The sequence below is a fragment of the Amycolatopsis sp. WAC 01416 genome (genome assembly GCF_003947485.1).
In the GTDB taxonomy this organism is placed as follows: Bacteria; Actinomycetota; Actinomycetes; order Mycobacteriales; family Pseudonocardiaceae; genus Amycolatopsis.
This window is the reverse complement of the sequence record NZ_QHHX01000001.1, coordinates 275,882-293,796: the sequence shown is the minus strand read 5'-3', so window position 1 is coordinate 293,796 and position 17,915 is coordinate 275,882. Positions and strand designations below refer to the sequence as shown.

Annotated in this window: 22 protein-coding genes; 5 read left to right on the top strand and 17 right to left on the bottom strand. The window is 68.6% G+C overall.

Annotated features, from left to right (window positions below; all coding sequences use genetic code 11):
• Positions 1-74 precede the first annotated feature (74 nt).
• The 4 genes from DL990_RS01470 to DL990_RS01455 form a co-directional block, all read right to left on the bottom strand.
• Positions 75-728, bottom strand: coding sequence for a VanZ family protein (locus DL990_RS01470; protein ID WP_125797679.1), 654 nt, complete (start codon positions 726-728; stop codon positions 75-77).
• A 200-nt stretch (positions 729-928) separates the two neighbouring features.
• Positions 929-1,828, bottom strand: a complete 900-nt coding sequence (locus tag DL990_RS01465; RefSeq protein WP_125784882.1) for a Gfo/Idh/MocA family protein — start codon at positions 1,826-1,828, stop codon at positions 929-931.
• Between the two features lie 98 nt (positions 1,829-1,926).
• Positions 1,927-2,787 (bottom strand): 3-hydroxybutyryl-CoA dehydrogenase, encoded by an 861-nt coding sequence (locus DL990_RS01460; protein ID WP_125784883.1) that lies wholly within the window; start codon positions 2,785-2,787, stop codon positions 1,927-1,929.
• 87 nt (positions 2,788-2,874) lie between these two features.
• Positions 2,875-3,060, bottom strand: a complete 186-nt coding sequence (locus DL990_RS01455; RefSeq protein ID WP_125784884.1) for a DUF3073 domain-containing protein — start codon at positions 3,058-3,060, stop codon at positions 2,875-2,877.
• A gap of 207 nt (positions 3,061-3,267) precedes the next feature.
• Between DL990_RS01455 and DL990_RS01450 the strand changes: the two genes are divergently transcribed.
• Positions 3,268-4,167, top strand: coding sequence for a hypothetical protein (locus DL990_RS01450; RefSeq protein ID WP_125797678.1), 900 nt, complete (start codon positions 3,268-3,270; stop codon positions 4,165-4,167).
• Here DL990_RS01450 and DL990_RS01445 read toward each other — a convergent pair.
• The 3 genes from DL990_RS01445 to DL990_RS01435 all read right to left on the bottom strand — a co-directional run bounded on the left by DL990_RS01445 (position 4,164) and on the right by DL990_RS01435 (position 7,370).
• Positions 4,164-5,111, bottom strand: coding sequence for an asparaginase (locus tag DL990_RS01445; protein WP_125797677.1), 948 nt, complete (start codon positions 5,109-5,111; stop codon positions 4,164-4,166). The two genes, DL990_RS01450 and DL990_RS01445, sit on opposite strands and share 4 nt — an antisense overlap.
• Entirely contained in the window at positions 5,108-5,674 is a 567-nt protein-coding gene (locus DL990_RS01440) for an aerial mycelium formation protein (protein ID WP_125797676.1), read from the bottom strand. Before DL990_RS01440 ends, DL990_RS01445 begins: the two co-directional genes overlap by 4 nt.
• 568 nt (positions 5,675-6,242) lie before the next feature.
• Positions 6,243-7,370, bottom strand: coding sequence for a folate-binding protein YgfZ (locus tag DL990_RS01435; RefSeq protein ID WP_125784888.1), 1,128 nt, complete (start codon positions 7,368-7,370; stop codon positions 6,243-6,245).
• 30 nt (positions 7,371-7,400) lie between these two features.
• Here DL990_RS01435 and DL990_RS01430 point away from each other — a divergent pair, with 30 nt between their 5' ends.
• Entirely contained in the window at positions 7,401-8,255 is an 855-nt protein-coding gene (locus DL990_RS01430; RefSeq protein WP_125784889.1) for an aminodeoxychorismate lyase, read from the top strand.
• Here the strand turns inward: DL990_RS01430 and DL990_RS01425 are convergent.
• The 10 genes from DL990_RS01425 to DL990_RS01380 form a co-directional block, all read right to left on the bottom strand.
• Entirely contained in the window at positions 8,248-8,679 is a 432-nt protein-coding gene (locus DL990_RS01425) for a TFIIB-type zinc ribbon-containing protein (protein ID WP_125797675.1), read from the bottom strand. The genes DL990_RS01430 and DL990_RS01425 overlap by 8 nt on opposite strands.
• Positions 8,679-9,092, bottom strand: coding sequence for a hypothetical protein (locus DL990_RS01420; protein ID WP_125784891.1), 414 nt, complete (start codon positions 9,090-9,092; stop codon positions 8,679-8,681). The genes DL990_RS01425 and DL990_RS01420 overlap by 1 nt, the downstream gene beginning before the upstream one ends.
• Positions 9,080-9,952 carry a biotin-dependent carboxyltransferase family protein gene (locus DL990_RS01415; protein ID WP_125797674.1) on the bottom strand — a complete coding sequence of 291 codons (873 nt, stop codon included), beginning with the start codon at positions 9,950-9,952 and terminating at the stop codon, positions 9,080-9,082. Before DL990_RS01415 ends, DL990_RS01420 begins: the two co-directional genes overlap by 13 nt.
• On the bottom strand, positions 9,949-10,560 hold the full coding sequence (gene pxpB, locus DL990_RS01410) for a 5-oxoprolinase subunit PxpB (protein WP_125797673.1): 612 nt from the start codon (positions 10,558-10,560) through the stop codon (positions 9,949-9,951). Before pxpB ends, DL990_RS01415 begins: the two co-directional genes overlap by 4 nt.
• 10 nt (positions 10,561-10,570) lie before the next feature.
• Positions 10,571-11,194: an FABP family protein gene (locus DL990_RS01405; protein ID WP_125784894.1), complete on the bottom strand. Its 624-nt coding sequence runs from the start codon at positions 11,192-11,194 to the stop codon at positions 10,571-10,573.
• A 325-nt stretch (positions 11,195-11,519) separates the two neighbouring features.
• On the bottom strand, positions 11,520-11,837 hold the full coding sequence (locus tag DL990_RS01400) for a DUF1416 domain-containing protein (RefSeq protein ID WP_125797672.1): 318 nt from the start codon (positions 11,835-11,837) through the stop codon (positions 11,520-11,522).
• A complete protein-coding gene (locus DL990_RS01395) occupies positions 11,837-12,673 on the bottom strand; it encodes a sulfurtransferase (protein ID WP_125784896.1) in 837 nt (278 codons plus the stop codon). The genes DL990_RS01400 and DL990_RS01395 overlap by 1 nt, the downstream gene beginning before the upstream one ends.
• Positions 12,674-12,694: 21 nt before the next feature.
• Positions 12,695-13,129: a DUF4395 domain-containing protein gene (locus DL990_RS01390; RefSeq protein WP_125797671.1), complete on the bottom strand. Its 435-nt coding sequence runs from the start codon at positions 13,127-13,129 to the stop codon at positions 12,695-12,697.
• 242 nt (positions 13,130-13,371) lie between these two features.
• On the bottom strand, positions 13,372-13,791 hold the full coding sequence (locus DL990_RS01385) for a thioredoxin family protein (protein ID WP_125784898.1): 420 nt from the start codon (positions 13,789-13,791) through the stop codon (positions 13,372-13,374).
• Positions 13,792-13,798: 7 nt separating this feature from the next.
• The gene (locus DL990_RS01380) at positions 13,799-14,692 is read right to left on the bottom strand and encodes a DUF2993 domain-containing protein (protein WP_125797670.1); all 894 of its coding nucleotides are present in this window, start codon (positions 14,690-14,692) and stop codon (positions 13,799-13,801) included.
• A 143-nt stretch (positions 14,693-14,835) separates the two neighbouring features.
• On the opposite strand from DL990_RS01380, the gene DL990_RS01375 reads away from it, so the two are divergent.
• The 3 genes from DL990_RS01375 to pstS all read left to right on the top strand — a co-directional run bounded on the left by DL990_RS01375 (position 14,836) and on the right by pstS (position 17,899).
• Positions 14,836-15,591: a response regulator transcription factor gene (locus DL990_RS01375; protein WP_125784900.1), complete on the top strand. Its 756-nt coding sequence runs from the start codon at positions 14,836-14,838 to the stop codon at positions 15,589-15,591.
• A 75-nt stretch (positions 15,592-15,666) separates the two neighbouring features.
• Positions 15,667-16,542 (top strand): mycothiol synthase, encoded by an 876-nt coding sequence (gene mshD / locus DL990_RS01370; protein WP_125797669.1) that lies wholly within the window; start codon positions 15,667-15,669, stop codon positions 16,540-16,542.
• Positions 16,543-16,771: 229 nt separating this feature from the next.
• Entirely contained in the window at positions 16,772-17,899 is a 1,128-nt protein-coding gene (pstS, locus tag DL990_RS01365) for a phosphate ABC transporter substrate-binding protein PstS (RefSeq protein WP_125797668.1), read from the top strand.
• The last annotated feature ends 16 nt before the right edge of the window (positions 17,900-17,915 follow it).

Here is a 17,915-nt window from a genome sequence, read left to right as displayed (position 1 = left end):
CGTCAGGCATGAGGCATCCCTCTTTCTCAGTGCGTAGGGCTTTCGCGATCACTCTCGCACGACGGTCAAACCCTTTATCTCCGCTGCGGATGCGCGATGCTCGAATACCGCTCGTCCCACACCGATCTCGGGACTCGCAACCGGACGGGGGCGTCGCAGACCCGCCGCACCTGCACCGGGATCTTCACCGGCGGCCGGACGTCCAGGCGGTGCCACAGACGTCTGCTCACCGCGGCACCGGCCACCGCACCCAGCGTGTTCAGCAGGATGTCGTCGATGGAGGTCACCCGGCCGGCCTGGATCAGATACTGCGTGCCCTCCACCAGCACCGAGACGGCCAGCGCGCCCAGCGCGATCCGGAACAGTGAACGCAAGCGGCGGGAGCGCACCGGAAGCAGCGCGCCGAGCGGGCACAGCATGAGGACGTTGCCCAGCGCCTGCCAGAGGTTGGCACTGTCGCTCAGGACGAGACGCAGGTCGGTGCCGGGTTCGAGGCTGAGTCTGCTGCCATGCGCGCCGGACACCGGCATCGTGACCAGGCACAACACCAGGAAACAGCCCAGCGCGAGCGTCATGTCGACGGCGGCCGTCGCCGACGCGCAGAAGCGGTCTGTTTGTCTTCGTCGTCGTCGGTGCGCCGCGAGCAGCGGCCAGCCGAGTAACGCGTACGGGATCGCGGTGATCGTCAACGGGATCATCGCGCCGAAAGCACGGAGCAGCTCTCCCATGGCCTTCCTTTCCGGAGCGCCCAAGATCACCTTCGCATCACAAGATCAACTCGGCATGGCGGAGTAACCGCACTAAGAGGTGATCTTTTTTCGCGCTGGACCGTCCACAAAGGAGGCCTGTGGACAACCTGTGGATGATCTGGAAATAACCGGAAGAAGGCGTTATCGCACAAGGAAAAGCCTTGTGAGTGACCTGTGTACTACTTGCCGTGTCCGGCGAGCCGCCGCGCGTGTTCGAGCAGTTTCTGCAGATGCAGACCACGGCGCACGTCACACGGGTGCGACGTCGTCCCGCTCGCGGCCATGGCGGCGAAATCGTCCAGGAGCGCGGTGTACGACTCGACGGCCGCGCCCGGCTTGCGGCCCAAAGTGCGGTAACCGTGCTCGCCGTAAACGGCCACTTCGACGACCGTCGGCTGGATCGGCAGCCGCAGCGACAGGGTCGCCGTACTGGTCGCGCCACCCTCGTGGGCTAACAGCAATTGCCACAGATCGTCATCGGTCCGATGCGCGGCGAGCACGTCGGTGATCTCACCGAGCGCCGCGTCCAGCAGATCGAGGGCGTGCGGACCGATGTCGGCGAGCGCGCCGGAGTCGTGGCGCCACGCGGACGACTGGTACTGGCCACCGAGCAGCGCACCCGAAAGCCATCGCGCGCCACCGCCCCGCCAGCCGCCTGCTTCCTTGATGCCGTCGAGCCACTCGCGGGTCATCGGCGAGAAACGCAGGATCAAGACCACGAGGGCGGCCACCCCGGCGGCCTCCACCGCGTCCGCGAGCCGCCGCGCGCCGTCGAGATCCGCGGCGATCGGCTTCTCCAGGATCAGGTGTTTGCCTGCCTCGGCCGCTTTGACCGCAAGTTCCGCCTGCACGGCGGGCGGCACCGCGAACGCGACCGCATCCACCTGGTCGAGCAGCTCCTCGAAACTGTCGACAGCCTGCGCGCCGTGTGCTTCGGCCAGCTCCTTCGCGGCTTCGGGACGCCTGGCCCAGGCCGCGCGCAACGTCACCCCGGGGTGATCGGCGAGGCCTGGCGCGTGCACCGTCTTCGCCCACGGACCGGCACCGACCAGACCCACGCGCAGCTGTCCCTGTCCCACGACCCCGAGTCTAGGGCCCCGCAATCAGTCACCTACTTGCGGCGCTCGGGCGTACGAGAACGCAAGTAGGTGACTAATTGCGGGGAGGGCGAAGGAGGTCAGGAGTAGCTGTAGAAGCCGCGGCCGGTCTTCTTGCCGAGCAGGCCGGCGTCGACCATGCGCAGCAGCAGCGGCGGCGACGAGTACAGCGGCTCCTTGAACTCGGCGTACATCGAGTCCGCGATCGCCTTGATGGTGTCCAGGCCGATCAGATCCGAAAGCCGCAGCGGGCCCATCGGGTGCGCGGTGCCCAGCTCCATACCGCGGTCGATGTCCTCCGCCGACGCGAAGCCCGACTCGATCATCCGGATCGCCGACAGCAGATACGGCACGAGCAGCGAGTTCACGATGAATCCGGCGCGGTCCTGCGACCGGATCACCGTCTTGCTCAACGCCGTGGTCGCGTGCTCCTCCGCGCGGCGGGCGGTGTCGTCGCTGGTCAGCAGCGAGGGCACCAGCTCGACGAGCGGCAGCACCGGGACCGGGTTGAAGAAGTGGATGCCGACCACCTGCTGCGGGCGGCCGGTGGCCATCCCGAGCTTCATGATCGGGATCGACGAGGTGTTGGACGCGAACACCGCGTCCTCGCGCTCGACGATCTTGTCCAGCGACCGGAACACCTCGACCTTGGCCTGCTCCTGTTCCAGGATGGCCTCGATGACGAGGTCGCGGTCGGCGAACTCGCCGATCTCGGTGGTGAAGCGGAGTCGTCCGAGCGCCGCGTCGGCGTCTTCCTGCGAGAGCTTCCCGTTCTTGACGCCGCGTTGCAGCGACTTCTCGATCCGCGCTCGCCCGGAGTCCAGCGCCGGCTGGTTCACCTCGGTGACGATCACGTCCAGACCGGCCCGTGCGTGCACCTCGGCGATGCCGGAGCCCATGAGCCCGGCTCCGATGACACCTACTCGTTCTACGTCGGACATGGCACCTCCTCGTTTTTGGGCAGCACGCGACACGCGAGGGTGGTTACCCGGGAAAACCCGGATCCACCCTCGCGTGTCACGCGTTGCTCAGCGGCGGTAGTCGTCGTACCCGTCGTACGGGTCGTCGTCAAACCGCTTGTCGTCCTCGTGCCTGTCTTCCGAGGAACTACTGGACAGCTCGCGCTGCAAAGCATCGAAGTCGGTTTCGTGCGAGCTGTACTTGAGCTCGCGCGCCACCTTCGTCTGCTTGGCCTTAGCCCGGCCGCGCCCCATGGCTCGACCCCCTCGCACAGGGGCGGGGCGGCCGGGGGAATCGGCGGCCCCGCATCGTCTCGACAATTATTTCCTGCTGACACCGTACCGTGTCCGGGGGGTTGGATGCGACGTGGCACGGTGTGCCGGTGGCGACAGTGTTCACCGGACGCCGGTTACCGGCCGGTCGGTGGCGATAGTCGCAGGTCGGCGTGCCACGATGCTCGTGTGCCCCGTCCGTTCGCGGCTTACCTCCGCGTCTATGAGCCCCTGCTCGCGTTGGGGGATCCACCGGACGAACGCCTGCTCGAGGCCGTCGAAGCGGCCCGGCTCGATCGTTCGGCCGCGGGCGAGCGCGAGCAGGCACTGTGGCTCAAGTCACAGCACGTCGGACGGCTGTTGCCCGCCGAACTCGCTGACGGCAGGCCCGCGCCCAGTCTCATCACCGATGTCCTCGTCATGGACCCCGAAGACGTGCCCGAGGGTGAGCACGGCGACGTGGGTCCAGGCCCGCTGATCTGCCCGATGGAGATCCGCGCCCGCTCGGCCGCGGCGTTGGTGACCTTCCTCGGCGACGCGCATCCGGCGCTGAAGAACGCGGTGCTCGACGCGGGTGGAGCGTCGCTCGACACGATCCGCGCGCGGGCGAAGTCCGCCATCGGCGACTTGTCCGCTTCGGCTTCGCACACGCTCTCGACGACGTGGACCGTCCCGCTTCCGTGGTTCGTGCTGTTCGATCCCGGCATGCGCCGGGTCAAACTGGGCAAGGGCCGCGACGACCCCGAGCGCGAAGTGTCGTGGCGGGTGTCCATGGCCGACGCGCGGCATCGTGCTCGCGAGGTCGGAGACCTGCTCGAAGCGACCTTCGGTGACTCAGGGCCCGGACGGGTGCTGCTCGAAACGCGACGCTGGCTCGACAGCTTCCACCCCGGTTCCGCGGTCGAACTCGACTACGGCGGTCTCGTGCAGCTCTTCGGCGACGCGATCCTGCAGGCCGACACGACCGCCGAAGAAGTTCACGACATCCTCGACGCGCTTCGCACCGGCAACGTCGACGAGCTGGCGGAACTGTTCGCCGACCTGCGGGACTTCTGGGGTGACCTGGCCGCGCGAGAACGCGCGAACTAGCCGAAGAGGCCGGTGACGACCCTCAGCTCGCCGACCGGTTTCCCGCCACCCAGGACCGCGTTGCGCGCGAGGCCCCCGGCCTCGTCACCCGGGTCGATTCCGAGGTGACGCAGGGTCGCGAGCAGCAACGGGATCCGGGCGCGGGCGGCACCGTCGTCGATCTTCAGCGCCAGCGCAGTGCCGTCCGGGAGGGCGAACGCGTGCACTCCCTCGGCGCCGCCCTTGGAAAGCAGGCCCTCGACGTTCCGCATCAGCACGGTGTCCTCGCGGCCGGTGCCCGCGACGTGCCACGGATGCGCGCGGACGGCGTCGGCGACGCGGCGGTCCGGCCCGCCCATCGCGGTGACCAGCCTGCCGAAGGACCGGGCGAGGCCGGTGAGGGAGAACGCGAACAGCGGGGCACCGCAGCCGTCGACGCCGACCGTTTCGATCGTCTCGCTGGTGAGGTCGGCCACCGTGGCCTGGACGACCTTTTGCAGCGGATGGGTCGCGGCCGCGTAATCCTTGGTCGGCCAGCCGAGCTGCGCGCATGTCATGAGCATCGCGGAGTGTTTGCCGGAGCAGTTCATGGCGGCGCGGCGTTTCCCTGCCGAGGCCACGGCCAGCATGCTCGGCTCGTGCAGCGGGAAGGCGGGCGGGCAGGCCAGCGCGTCCTCGGTCAGCCCCGCGAGGGAAAGCATCGACAAGGCGCCCTCGACGTGGCCGGGCTCGCCGTTGTGCGATCCGCAGCCCAGCGCGAGTTCTTCGTCGCCGATCGTGAGACCGGCGCGGAGCATCCCGACGGCTTGCAGGGGTTTGTTGGACGAGCGCGGGTACACCGGCCGCTCGATGTCGCCCGCGGCGAACCGCACCGACCCGTCCGGGGCGGTGATCACGAGCGCGCCGCGGTGCGTGCTCTCCACGAAACCGGACCGGACGACCTCGACCAGGACAGGATTCGTCACTCGGACCCGCCGCGTTCGGTGTCGAGCAGGTCGTCGACCGATGCCGTGCCCTTGCGGTAACGGGTCGCGATCTCGGCGTTGATCGTGTCCATCACGCCCTGCACCTCGCGGCGGTACGAAGAGACCGAGACCTCTTCGTCGGCGTACCGGTTGAGGGCGTTGACCAGCTTCTCGTCCGACAACGTGCTGACATCGGAAAGATCCGTGTCACCGATGAGCGCCTCGGCGAACCGCCGATGCTCGCCGGCACGAGACGGCTCCAGCCGCTGATGCCTGCCCGAACCCGTGGCCGGGCCGATCGCGTTGTCCGCCAGGATCGCGGCCAGCCGCTCGACGACGCTGCTCTCGTCACCGCCCGAAGTCCGGCGCTTCTGCTCGGCCCGCACGATGTCGATCCGCGCGTGCAGCAGACGCCGCAGGTACGACAGGTCGGTCTCCTCCTGCGCCGCCTCGTCACGGCGCTCGCGCAGCACGGAAAGGGTCAGCTCGCCGAGGTCGCTGAGATACCCAGGGCCGAGCACGCGGTCGATACGACGGCGACCACCGGGCCGGACTTCGATCACCCGCGTAGCTTATCGCGCTCCAGCGGAAATGTTCCGCAGGGAGCGATACCACAAGGATCTCTGTCCCTCACGACACCCTCTGCCGCCGCGCTGCTCTTTCGGTTTCTTCCAGAGCGCGCCCCCCACCCGTCCCGGGGGCGGCCCCTGGTCCAGTCTACCGGGGGTGGGGGCGGAAAAGTGCTGGTCGTCGAGGTTGTCCACAGGTGGATGGGGTTGTGGACAACTTGTGGATGGCTGTGGTGGACGGGGTGCGGTGGGTAGTACATGAAGGCCCCCTTTATTGCGCCTAGCGCAAGGAAGGGGGCCTTCATGTACTTGGCACGAGCGAAGGGCGAGTTTCCAGCGCTCAGCCGAGGGCAGGGGGCCATCACGCGCGGTCGATGTGACGAGTGAGGCCGCTGTGACCGGTGAGGCGAAAGTGACGTGCCGCAGGTCCGTGAAGGCCTCCTTGAGGGACCCAGAGTCCCTCAAGGAGGCCTTCACGGACCACGCCGGGAACGGGAACGCAACCGGCAAGCCCGCGCAAGCAACGCAAGCCCGCGCGAGCGGCAAGCCCGCAGAAGACCGCTCAACCCCGCAGTCGCTGAGCCGCTTCCCGTCCGGGAGCCGGAGCTTCGCCCGGCACGGAGTCCGGGTCGATGGCCGCCTGTACGACGCGGTCCTCGGCGCCGACCAGCAGTTCCGCGCCCGGCTGCGTCGAGCGTTTGACCAGCGCCAGCGCGATCGGGCCTAGTTCGTGGTGCTGCACCACGCTGCCGACGCGGCCGACCGTCCGCTCGCCCAGCAGCACCGGGTCGCCGGTTTCCGGCGTGATCTCCGGGGAACCGTCCAGGTGCAGCAGCGCCATGTACCGCGGCGGCCGCCCGACGTTGTGGACCTTCGCGACGGTCTCCTGTCCGCGGTAGCAGCCCTTCGCCACGTGCGCGGCGGAGTCGACCCAGTTCACCTCGTGCGGGATCGTGCGGTCGTCGGTGTCGAGGCCCAGCCGCGGCCGCAGCGATTCGACCCGCAGCGCGTCGAACGCCCAGCTGCCCGCGGGGCGCGCGCCCGCGTCGGTCAGGCGGCGCCACCAGTCGGCGAGTTCGGCGCGGGGCACGGCGAGGTCGACGCTGTGCCGTCCGGGCCACGGCATCCGTCGCGCGAAACCGCCGGGGATCGGCACGACCGAGTACGGGTCCGAGCCCAAGGAAACATCCACGGCGGCCAGCACACGATCCGCCTCGGGTCCGAGGACGGTCAGCAACGCCAGTTCGTCCGAGACATCGCGGATGTCCACTTTGGACCAGAACTTCATCGCTTCGAGGTAGTCACGCAGGGTCTGCTTGCCGCCGGACGGCAGCGCGCTGGTGGCCACCGCGCCCCGGTCGCTGTCCAGCCACACCGTGCCGTCCGCGTGCGCGACGACCATGTGGGTGTCGACGCGGCCGAGGCTGTCCAGGACGAGCGCCTCGGTGCCGGTGCCTTCGGCGAGCCCGGTGACGTGCTGCGAGATCACCAAATGCAGCCAGGACAACCGTTCTTCCCCGGTCACGGCCAGGATCTCGCGATGCGAACGGTCGATCACGACCGCGCCGCGCGCGGCCGTCCGCTGCTCGGCGAAAGGGTCTCCCCAATGCCACGGGACACCCTCTTCGGGATGCCCGTCGGGAGCCGCGATCGGTCCGGGAAGGTCGAGCAGGGGGGAGCGGTAGGGCATGAAACCCATGCTAGTGAGTACCGTGTCCCCATGCGCGTGCTTGCCTTTCTCGACGGGACCCTGGCCGACCCCGAAGCCGCTCACCTGCGGGTAGACGACCTCGGGCTGCTTCGCGGTGACGGCGTGTTCGAGACGATCCTCGTCGTCGACGGTCGCCCTCGTGAGCTCCGCCCGCACCTCGAGCGGCTGGCCCGTTCCGCGGCCATGCTCGACCTGCCGGAGCCGGATCTCGCGGACTGGGAGCGCGCCGCGCAGACCGTCATCGACAACTGGTCCGGCCCGGCCGAAATCGCGCTGAAACTGGTGTACACCAGGGGAATCGACGGCGATCCGGAAGCGAAGCCGTTCGGGTTCGCGCTCGGTGTCGAGATCGACGAGAAGGTCCAGCGGGCCCGTGTCGAAGGCGTCGCGGCGATCACCCTCGAGCGCGGTATCGAGCCCGATCTCGCCGAGCGCGCGCCGTGGCTGCTGCTGGGCGCGAAGTCGATTTCGTACGGCGTCAACATGGCCGCGCTGCGGGAGGCGGGCCGCCGCGGCGCGAGCGATGTGATTTTCACCGCCGCCGACGGTTCGGTCTTCGAAGGACCGACTTCGACGGTCGTCCTCGCGAAGGAAAGGACGATCTACACACCGCCGGCGACCATCGGCATCCTGCCCGGCACGACGCAGGCGGCGCTGTTCCGGGGTGCCGAGCGGGCGGGCTGGTCGGTCAAGGTCGAGCCGCTCAAGGTCTCGGACCTCATCGAGGGCGAGGGGCTGTTCCTCGCCTCGTCGGTCCGCAAGCTGACCAGGGTGCACACGCTCGACGGCGTCGCGCTCACCGACTCCAGCGCGATCCACGCCGAACTGGCCGCCGCGTACGAGAGCGAGTACGCGATCAGCTGAGCGTCGTCCGCAGCTTGGCGATGGTCCGGAGGACTTCGTCCCGGTGCTTCGCCATCGTCATCCACGAGGGCAGCCGCGCGACCAAGGTCAGGCCGGGACGATCCCCGAGTCCGCGTTCCCTCAGCGTCGCCGCGACGAACCGTTCGATCAGGTCCAGGTGGCTGACGTGGAACGCCCAGAGGGTGTGCCCGCCACAGCAGTCGGCTCGCAGCCACAGCGGTTCGCGGAAGAACGGGTCGACCGGCCGGTTCCAGGCGCGGTAGTCGGGGTCGGGGGGAAAGCGCACCAGGGCGCAGCCGGCGCAGGTCAGCCGTTCGGGTGTGACCGAGGCACAGCGCGAGCAGCGCGGGCAGGCGACCAGGATCGGCTCGTCCGCGAGATCGTCGATCCGGGTCTGGGGATCGCGGAACCGTGGGGTGTCCATCAACCCAGCGGGCTGATGATCAGCAGGTGCGGCAGGATCGCTTCTTCGCGGTAGGCCGCGATCTTGTGGTGCCCGTCGAGGATCACCGCCGCGCCGGTGGTCTCCAGTACGACCGCGACCGGCCGGTGCCCGCTCTTGATCGCCGTCCGGTAGTAGCCGACCCGGGACACGTCGGCGGGCGGCCAGTCGGCGCTCGGGGTCAGGTAGCGGTCCTCGGCGAGTCGTTCGGGTCCGGTGACCTGGTATTCGCCGTCGGCGAAGAGATCGAGAAGCGGGCGGAGCGTGTCGCCGAGCGGACGCCGCATCTGACCGGTGGCCAGCGCGATGCGCAGCGACTGCGGGAGTTCGGGCTGGGTGGGGACCGAAGTTGTGTCGATGACACCTGTGCCACCGTCGACCGTTACCTGTTCCACACCTTCGTGGACGAGTGAAAGCGGAGAAGGGTTCCGGGTCGGGCCTGCGCGAGTGCCGGGAGTGACGCCTGTCTCACCACGGCCGCCACCGGGTAACCACCGGTAGTTGGATGATCCGCCAAGAACACCACCGGCAACCCGTTCGGCGGCACCTGGACGGCGCCGGTCAACAGGCCTTCGCTCGGCAGTTCCCGCTCCGCGTATTCGTCTCCGCGAGCCAAGGCCGGCCCGTCGAGCCGGAGCCCGACGCGGTTGGATTCCGCCGTCACCGTCCAGGTCTTCGCGAGCCCGGCCGCCAGGGTTTCGAACCAATGCGCCCGCGGCCCCGGGTCGACCAGTACGACGATCTCCGCCGGAGCCATCGCGGGCGAGACGACGTCGGCGCCTCCGGACACGGACGGCACGCCGAGAGGGAGGACGTCGCCCGCCTTCAGTGGCGCGGGCCCGATCTCCGAAAGGACGTCCCGCGAGCGGCTGCCGAGTTCCGCGGCGACCGTGATGCCGCCGGAAACCGCCAGGTAGCACCGCAAACCGGTGGCGGGTGCGCCGATCGACACGACCTGGCCCGCGGCCAGCCACACCGGCGCGTGGGAACCGACGTCGCGTCCGTCGACCTCGACGCCGACGGCCGGGCCGGTCACCGCGACGGTGCAGGACGCCGACGCGCGCAGTCGCAGTCCGCCGAACAGGCACTCGACGCCCGCGGCGTCCTCGGCGTTGCCGACGAGCCGGTTGGCCAGTTTCAGCGCCGGGACGTCCAACGCGCCGGACGGCGGGACACCGAGATGCGCGTAACCGGGCCTGCCGAGGTCCTGGATCAGCGCGAGCGGGCCGGTCTCGACCACTTCGAGCGCCCTCATCCCGCACTCCGGAACCGCACCCGGTCGCCGGGCGACAGCAGCGCGGGCGGGTCGGCGCGCGGATCGAACAGGACGGTCCGGGTATGGCCGATCAGCCGCCAGCCACCGGGCGAGACGCGCGGGTAGACGCCGGTGAACTCGCCCGCGATCCCGACCGAACCCGGCGGCACGCGAGTGCGCGGAGTCGACAGCCGGGGCTGGCGCAGCGGCTCGGGAAGTCCTGTCAGGTAACCGAATCCGGGCGCGAAGCCGGTGAAGGCCACGGTGTAGACGGCGCCGGTGTGCAGCCGGACGACGTCCTCAGTGGACACTCCGGCGTCCCGCGCGACGAGTTCGAGATCCTCGCCGTCGTAGGCGACGTCGAGAGTGATCTCCCCGGGTTCGCCTTCGGGCGGATGGTCGAGATCGGCGTCCGCCAGCAGGTCACGGGCGGCCGCGAGAGCGCCGGAGCCAGGCGTTTCCACCACGAGCAGGCTGCGGGCGCCGGGGACGAGTTCGGCGATCCCCGGCGGGCGCGCGGACGAAATCGCGGCGTGTGCCGCGATCGTCTGTGTCAGGGAATCGCAGTCGAGCAGGGCGGCGTGCTCGCCGTAGGCACGCCACCGCATGGAAAGAGGGTCAGCCCACCACGCGACGCAGCAGCGCCGACGTGTGCGGCTGGAGTTCCTGGCCCATCATGGCGCGCTCCTCGACATAGCCGAGTTCGCCGTTGACGATGCCGTAGAGCCGCTGCGACGCCGTGACGTCCTTGGCGCTCGACGAGCGGACGACCGCGTCGGTGCCCAGCTCCCAGGCGGGAACCGAGGCCTTGCCACGCGGCTTGCCGTAGAAGAGTTCCACGATGCCGGTGTTGTGGGTCAGCAGCAGTTCGATCGTGTCGTCCGCCTGCGGACGCCAGAACCCGGATTCCCGCGCGGCCGGACGGATGACCTTGCCGTCCTCGTCGAGCAGCCAGGCACGCGCCTCGTGGATGAGGAACGGGCGGCCGTCGTGCGCGATGGTCAGCTGCATGCCGAACCGGTACGGGCCTTCGATGGTCGGGTAGTCGACCTCGCCCTCGCCGCGCCAGACGCCGACGAGCGGCAGCAGCGCCAGGCAGGCGTCGTTGAGGTTCGCTCCTTCGCGCAGGTTCGCCGTGTCGCCCGGGATGGGCATGTCGTCGAACTGCGGAAGGTTCCGGTCGCGCGTGTTTTCCGCGCGCTTCTCCGCGGCCTGGATGGCCTCGTCGCCATTAGCCGTCATCGGTCAGCGCTGGTCCGCGTAAAGCCGGTAGACGACGTACACGGCGAACCAGGTGATCGCGACGCCGGCGAGCACCAGCAGGGTCGTAAACAGGATCTCCACGCCACGGAGAATAGTCCCTGGCCTGACGCGCGGCGCCGCGAAGGGGTGGTGGTAGTGGCCACACGGTCTCCCAAAGGGCGCTCCGCGCCCGACGGAGACTTCACGTCGCGCGCCTCTTTGGGGCCGAAGGCCCACGGAAACGCGATGAAGGGGCGCCTTCCGCACTCACCGTGAGGTGGATGCGGAACGACGCCCCTTCGGCGCGTTTCCGTCAGCGCGCGACCTAAGACACAGCGATCGCCAGCTGGTGGACGCCGGGGCCCTGGGCGGTCACCGAGGCCTCGCCGTTGCCGGAGCGGTGCAGCGCGCGCACAGTCCAGTCGCCGGGGGCCGCGTAGAAGCGGAAGTCGCCGTCGGCCGACGAGACCACCTCGCCGGTGAAGTCGCCGCCGCCGTCCAGCAACCGCACGAAGGCGCCGCCGACGGGGCCCTCCGAACCGGTCACCTTGCCTGCCAGCACGACCTGGCCGCGGGTGTCGTAATCGGCGGGCGTGGCCTCCTGGACCGGTGCGCCGCAGCTGTCAGTGTCGTTGCCGGCCATCACTTAGCTCCCAACTCGACCGGCACGCCGACGAGCGAGCCGTATTCCGTCCATGAACCGTCGTAGTTCTTCACGGCGTCGTAGCCGAGGAGCTCGTGCAGCGCGAACCACGCGATGGACGAACGCTCGCCGATCCGGCAGTACGCGATCGTGGACTTCGACTCGTCGAGGCCCTCGTCGGAGTACAGCTCCTTGATCTCTTCCTCGGTCTTGAAGGTGCCGTCCTCGTTGGCGACCTTCGCCCACGGGACGTTCAGCGCGCCCGGGATGTGGCCGGGGACCTGCGACTGCTCCTGCGGCAGGTGCGCCGGGGCGAGCAGCTTGCCGGAGAACTCGTCGGGCGAACGCACGTCGACGAAGTTGCTGGAGCCGATGGCCTGGACGACCTCGTCGCGGAACGCGCGGATCGAAAGGTCCTGCTCCTTGGCCTTGTACTCGGCAGGCTCGCGCTTGACGTCCTCGGAGTTCAGCTCGCGGCCGTCGAGCTCCCACTTCTTGCGGCCGCCGTCGAGCAGCTGCACGTTCTCGTGGCCGTAGAGCTTGAAGTACCAGTATGCGTACGCGGCGAACCAGTTGTTGTTGCCGCCGTAGAGGATCACGCGGTCGTCGTTCGAGATGCCCTTCTCGGACAGCAGCTTCTCGAAGCCCTCCTTGTCGACGAAGTCGCGGCGGACCCCGTCCTGCAGGTCCTTGCGCCAGTCGAACTTCACCGCACCGCGGATGTGTCCGTTGTCGTACGCGGTCGTGTCCTCGTCGACCTCGATGAACACGACACCCGGGGTGTCCAGGTTCTCCTCGGCCCACTGGGTGGTGACCAGGACGTCTTCACGGCTCATGGAGCTGACTCTCTTTCTGGGTTAGGACGCGCGAGGGCTGGGGCTGAAACGTTTGATGAGCAGGTACATCTCGCAACCGAGACAGAAGTCGAACGCCGCGTTGAGGAAGGCCGCGAGCAGCGCGAACGCCGTCGCGACGAACCCGAGCGCGGTCAACCCGGTGGCGAAGCCGACGGTGCCGACGACGGCGACCACGAACCCGACGGCTTGCGCGAACCGCAGCGGAGCGGCGTCCTCGCGTTCGGTGGTCGGGCCGAGCCGCGGCGCGACCAGGTAGCGGTAGAGGAGGGAGTACGGCGCCGGCTTGAGCCCGATGAAGGCCCCGATCGCGAACACCACCGCCTGCGCCGCGAGCAGTGGCCACCACTGGGTGATGAGCACGACCGCGAGCACGATCGTCGTCAGGATGGCGGCGAAACGCGGACCACGGGGGTCGACGGCCGGTCCTGCGGACATGGTTCCTCCTGCGAACGAGAGGGAAGGTGCGTGCCGGAAGGGCACGCGCAGCGGCTTTGAAGACGCGTTCAGCGAACGCCGGGCTCAGCCGGACACAGGCTGCTGCGAACGCGGCACAGATCCACTGCGCGGCGCTGGGTCAGCAAGGTTCGGGGCAGCCTGTTCACGGGCACGAGGGTACGCAGAGCTCCCTCAGGTTGGGAACCGTGTTCACACCTTGGGACGCATCCCAAAATTCGGGATCAGACGTTCGCCAGATGGGGCTTCAGGGCTTCGAGAAGCTCCTGACCTCGGGGAACGCCGCCGACGCGGAAAACCTCCCGGCCGTCCGGCGTCAACGCCAGCGTCGTCGGAGTCCGCAATATCGAAAGTGCTTGAGCGACTTCGGGGGTCTCGGTGACGTCCAGATCGACGTGCGTGAGGCCGTCGGTCTTGTCCGCGAGCGCCGACAGGATCACGCGGGTGTGGCGGCACGGCGCGCAGAACGTCGTCGAGATCTGGACCAGGGTGACGCCTTCGGGCGCGAGGGCGTCCGAGACGCGGCCGGGCAGTGCGGGCGCGCCTGTCTTCGCCGCGCGGATGCGGCCGTTGCGCGCCTGGAGCAGCGCGCCCGCCACGCCGCCGAGCACCAGTACGCCCAGCAGCACCCACACCCCGGTCATCCGCAAGTCACCCCTGTGGCTTCGCTCCGCTGAAGGCGACGTTCTTGCCTTCACCCTTGATGGTCACCGAGCCGCTGTTCACGCGTACCGACGTCGGGGTCACCGAGAACGGCATCGCGCCTGTGTCGATGGTCGCGTTGAAGTTCGGCAGCAGCGCGTCCTGTACCGCTTGGGGAACGACGGTGGTCTCCTTGTCATTCCCGAACTGCAACCGCTTCGGCTCGATGCTGATCTTCTGGCCCTTGAGTTCGATCATCGCGAAGCAGAAGATCTCCACCTTCTGCCCGGCGATCTGCACGTTGCCCGACAGCCGGATGCCCGCGCTGGAGCTGTCGATCGGTTCGCCCTGCGCGTTGGTGGTGGGCGGCGTCGTCTCGCTCTGGCCGTTCTCGCCGTTGCGGACGTAGGCCTCGGTGACCGGCTCGATCTTCAGGTTCTCGATCTTGTCGAGCGGGGCCTGCTTCGCGATGTCGGAGGCCTTGACGGTCACTTCGCCCTTGAGCGTGCCGATGACGATCGACTTCGTGTTGCCGGAAGTCAGATCCGACAGCGGCGCCGTGACGTCAGTCATGTCCGCGTTGAAGTCCACGTCCCGTAGCTTCGGCGGGACTGCGACGCCCTGGGCGTTGATGGTGATGTGACTGTAGTCACCGGAAAGGGCCTGGGTCAGGAACGGGAAACCGTGCACCGTGACGGCCGGATCGTTGGCCAGCGCCAGCTGTTCGCGGGTCTTCTGGGAGATCGTGTGCTCGGCGAACGCCGCCGCTCCGAAATCGGCCCCGACCAGCAGCACCACCAGTACCGCGAGGGCGATGAGCCAGCCTCGGCCACGGCGCTTTCCTCGCTTGGCGGACCGGCCGGGGGACGGTCGGTCGTCATGCGCCACGGGCCTGCTCACCATTGCGTCGAATCTCCTTCGTAAACCTCTTTGGCCAGGTGTGATCGATCCAGCACGGGGTAGGTCCTCGGCTGTTCACCCGCTATTCTCACTAAGCACCGGCTGTAGCCACGTTCGAGGCGACCACGATTGAAGGCGGTGCGGCGATGAGCCTGGACCTTCTGGTACTGACCCCGGAAGCAGATGCCACCACGGTGCTCCCCGCCCTGGATCTGCTGCCCCACACCGTACGCGTCCGTGCTCCGGAAGTGACCGCACTGCTCGACGCGGGCCACCGCGACGTCATCGTCCTCGACGCCCGCAGCGATCTCGCCTCCGCGAAGAGCCTCTGCCGCCTGCTCAAGGGCGCCGGTGAGGACGAGACCTCCACGCCGGTCATCGCCGTCGTCGGCGAAGGCGGCTTGGTCGCGGTCAGCGCGGAATGGCGCACCGACGACATCCTCCTCCCGACCGCGGGTCCCGCCGAGGTCGACGCGCGGCTGCGGCTGGTCACCACCCGCGACGGCGCTTCCGCGCAGGTCGACGCCGAGCTCCGGGTCGGCGAACTGGTCATCGACGAGGCGACGTACACCGCGAAACTGCGCAAGCGCACCCTCGAACTCACCTACAAGGAGTTCGAACTCCTCAAGTACCTCGCGCAGCACGCCGGCCGGGTGTTCACCCGCGCCCAGCTGCTGCAGGAGGTCTGGGGCTACGACTTCTTCGGCGGCACGCGCACGGTCGACGTCCACGTCCGGCGCCTGCGCGCGAAGCTCGGGCCCGAGCACGAGCAGATGATCGGGACCGTGCGCAACGTCGGCTACAAGTTCGAGCGGCCCGCCAAAGGCACTGCTGCCGTGGCCAAGCAGGCCATCGCCCCGGACGCGAGCGTCTACGAGCCGAGCGAGCTTTCCTCGCACTGAGTCCCCTCTCCTGCCTGCGACAGACACTGACAAGACGCCCGGGCGCCCCACGGGTTCCCCGGTAGTGTCGGTTTCATGCTCGAACTGCTGTGGACCGGTGAACCGGAAACGGAAGAGATCCGCCGTTTCCTGCTCGCCGTACGTGAGGCCGACGGCCGCCCCGAGGACACCGGTTTCGCCGGTGGACAGCATCTTTTGGGACATGTCGACGGCGAGTTGGTCGCGTACGCGCACCTGGACACCGAAGGCGATTCGCACGGAAACCAGGTCGCCGAGCTTTTCGTTCATCCCGGGCACCGCCGCTCCGGGCACGGCAGGGCGCTCACCAAGGCGCTCGTCGACCACGTCGAGGGAAAGCCGCTGCGCGTCTGGGCGCACGGCGATCACCCCGCCGCCGTCCACCTCGCCGGTACCGAAGGCTTCGAGCGCGCGCGGGAACTGCTGATCCTGCACGCGGACGTCGAAGCAGCCGATTGGCCGGAACCCGTGACGCGCGAAGGCGTCACACTGCGCACCTTCGTACCCGGCCAGGACGAGGAAGCGATGGTCCGCGTCAACGCGCGTGCCTTCGACTGGCATCCCGAACAAGGCGCACTGACCGCCGACGACGTCCGCGCGACCGAGACCGAGGCCTGGTTCGACCCCGAAGGCTTCTTCCTCGCCGAGGAGAACGGTGAGGTCGTCGGCTTCCACTGGACGAAGGTCCACGAGGCCGTTCCCGGCCGGTTCGGCGGCGAGCCCGCAGGTGAGGTCTACGTCGTCGGCATCGATCCGGACGCGCAGGGCGGCGGCCTCGGCAAGGCGCTCACGCTCGCCGGGCTGCGGTATCTCCGCGATCGCGGACTCGGCCAAGTGATCTTGTACGTCGAAGGCGACAACGCCCCCGCACTCGCCGTTTATTCGAAGCTCGGCTTCACCCGATACGAGGTAGACGTTCAATACGCTCGGTAACCGTGTTCACACGTGCGGCACTTGACCGGTCACGGAGAGCAGACGCGCAGGTCACGGCCGGGACACGGACCACTTTCGGAGTAGTCGCGCTGCTCACATCGGCCGCCTTGTTCACTTGTCGTTCACCCTCTGACGGCCGCCTGTCCACTGTCGGTGCTTAGTGTCCGGGTCCGGAAGGAACGCTCCCGTTCCACCGATCCGGCGAAAGTCTCCCAGTGGAGGAAATGCAGTGAAGATCATGCGGCCCGCGGGCGCGATCGGCATCGTGGCCACCGCCGCCCTCGTGCTCGGCGCCTGTGGATCCGACCCGGCGGCGACCAAGCCCGGCAGCACCGGTGCCGCCGACGCGCCCAGCGGCACGGCCGACGTCGATTGCGGCGGCAAGAACCCGCTTTCGGCCGAGGGCTCGTCCGCCCAGAAGACGGCGATCGACATCTTCGTGCAGGCCTACGCCGCCAAGTGCTCCGGCCAGAAGGTGAACTACAACCCCAGCGGTTCGGGCGCCGGCGTCAAGCAGTTCAACGGCAACCAGGTCGACTTCGCCGGATCCGACTCGCCGCTCAAGTCCGGTGAGGAAGCCGACAAGGCCAAGGCCCGCTGCGCCTCCGACGCGTGGAACCTCCCGCTCGTCATCGGCCCGGTCGCGGTCGCCTACAAGGTTTCCGGGGTCGACAAGCTGACCCTGACCCCCGAGGTCACCGCCAAGATCTTCAACGGCGGCATCACCAAGTGGAACGACCCGGCCATCAAGGCGGTCAAGGGCAACGAGAGCGTCAACCTGCCGGACAAGCCGATCCAGGTCATCTCCCGCACCGACGAGTCGGGCACCACCGACAACTTCCAGAAGTACCTGAAGGTCGCCTCGAAGGGCGCCTGGACCCAGGGCGACGGCAAGAAGTTCAACGGTGGCGTCGGTAACGGTGCCGAGAAGTCCAACGGTGTGGCCAGCGCGGTCAAGGCCACCGACGGCGCCATCACCTACGTCGAGTCCGCCTTCGCGAAGGACGGCCTCAACTCCGCCCTGATCGACAGCGGCTCCGGCGGTGTCGAGCTGACCGCGGCGAACGTCGCCAAGTCCCTCGACGCGGCGAAGTTCAAGAAGGAGGGCTCGAACGACCTCGCCCTCGACCTCGACGCGATCTACGGCAGCAACGTCGCGGGCGCGTACCCGGTCATCCTCGCCACCTACGAGATCGTCTGCTCGAAGTACGCCGACGCCGAGGTCGCCAAGGCCGTCAAGGCCTTCCTGACCGTCGCCGCCACGGACGGCCAGAAGCCGCTCGGGGACAAGGGTTACGTGCCGATCCCGCAGAGCCTGCAGGACAAGGTCCTGACCGCTGTCAAGGCCATCGCCTGACCCTGTTTGCCAACCT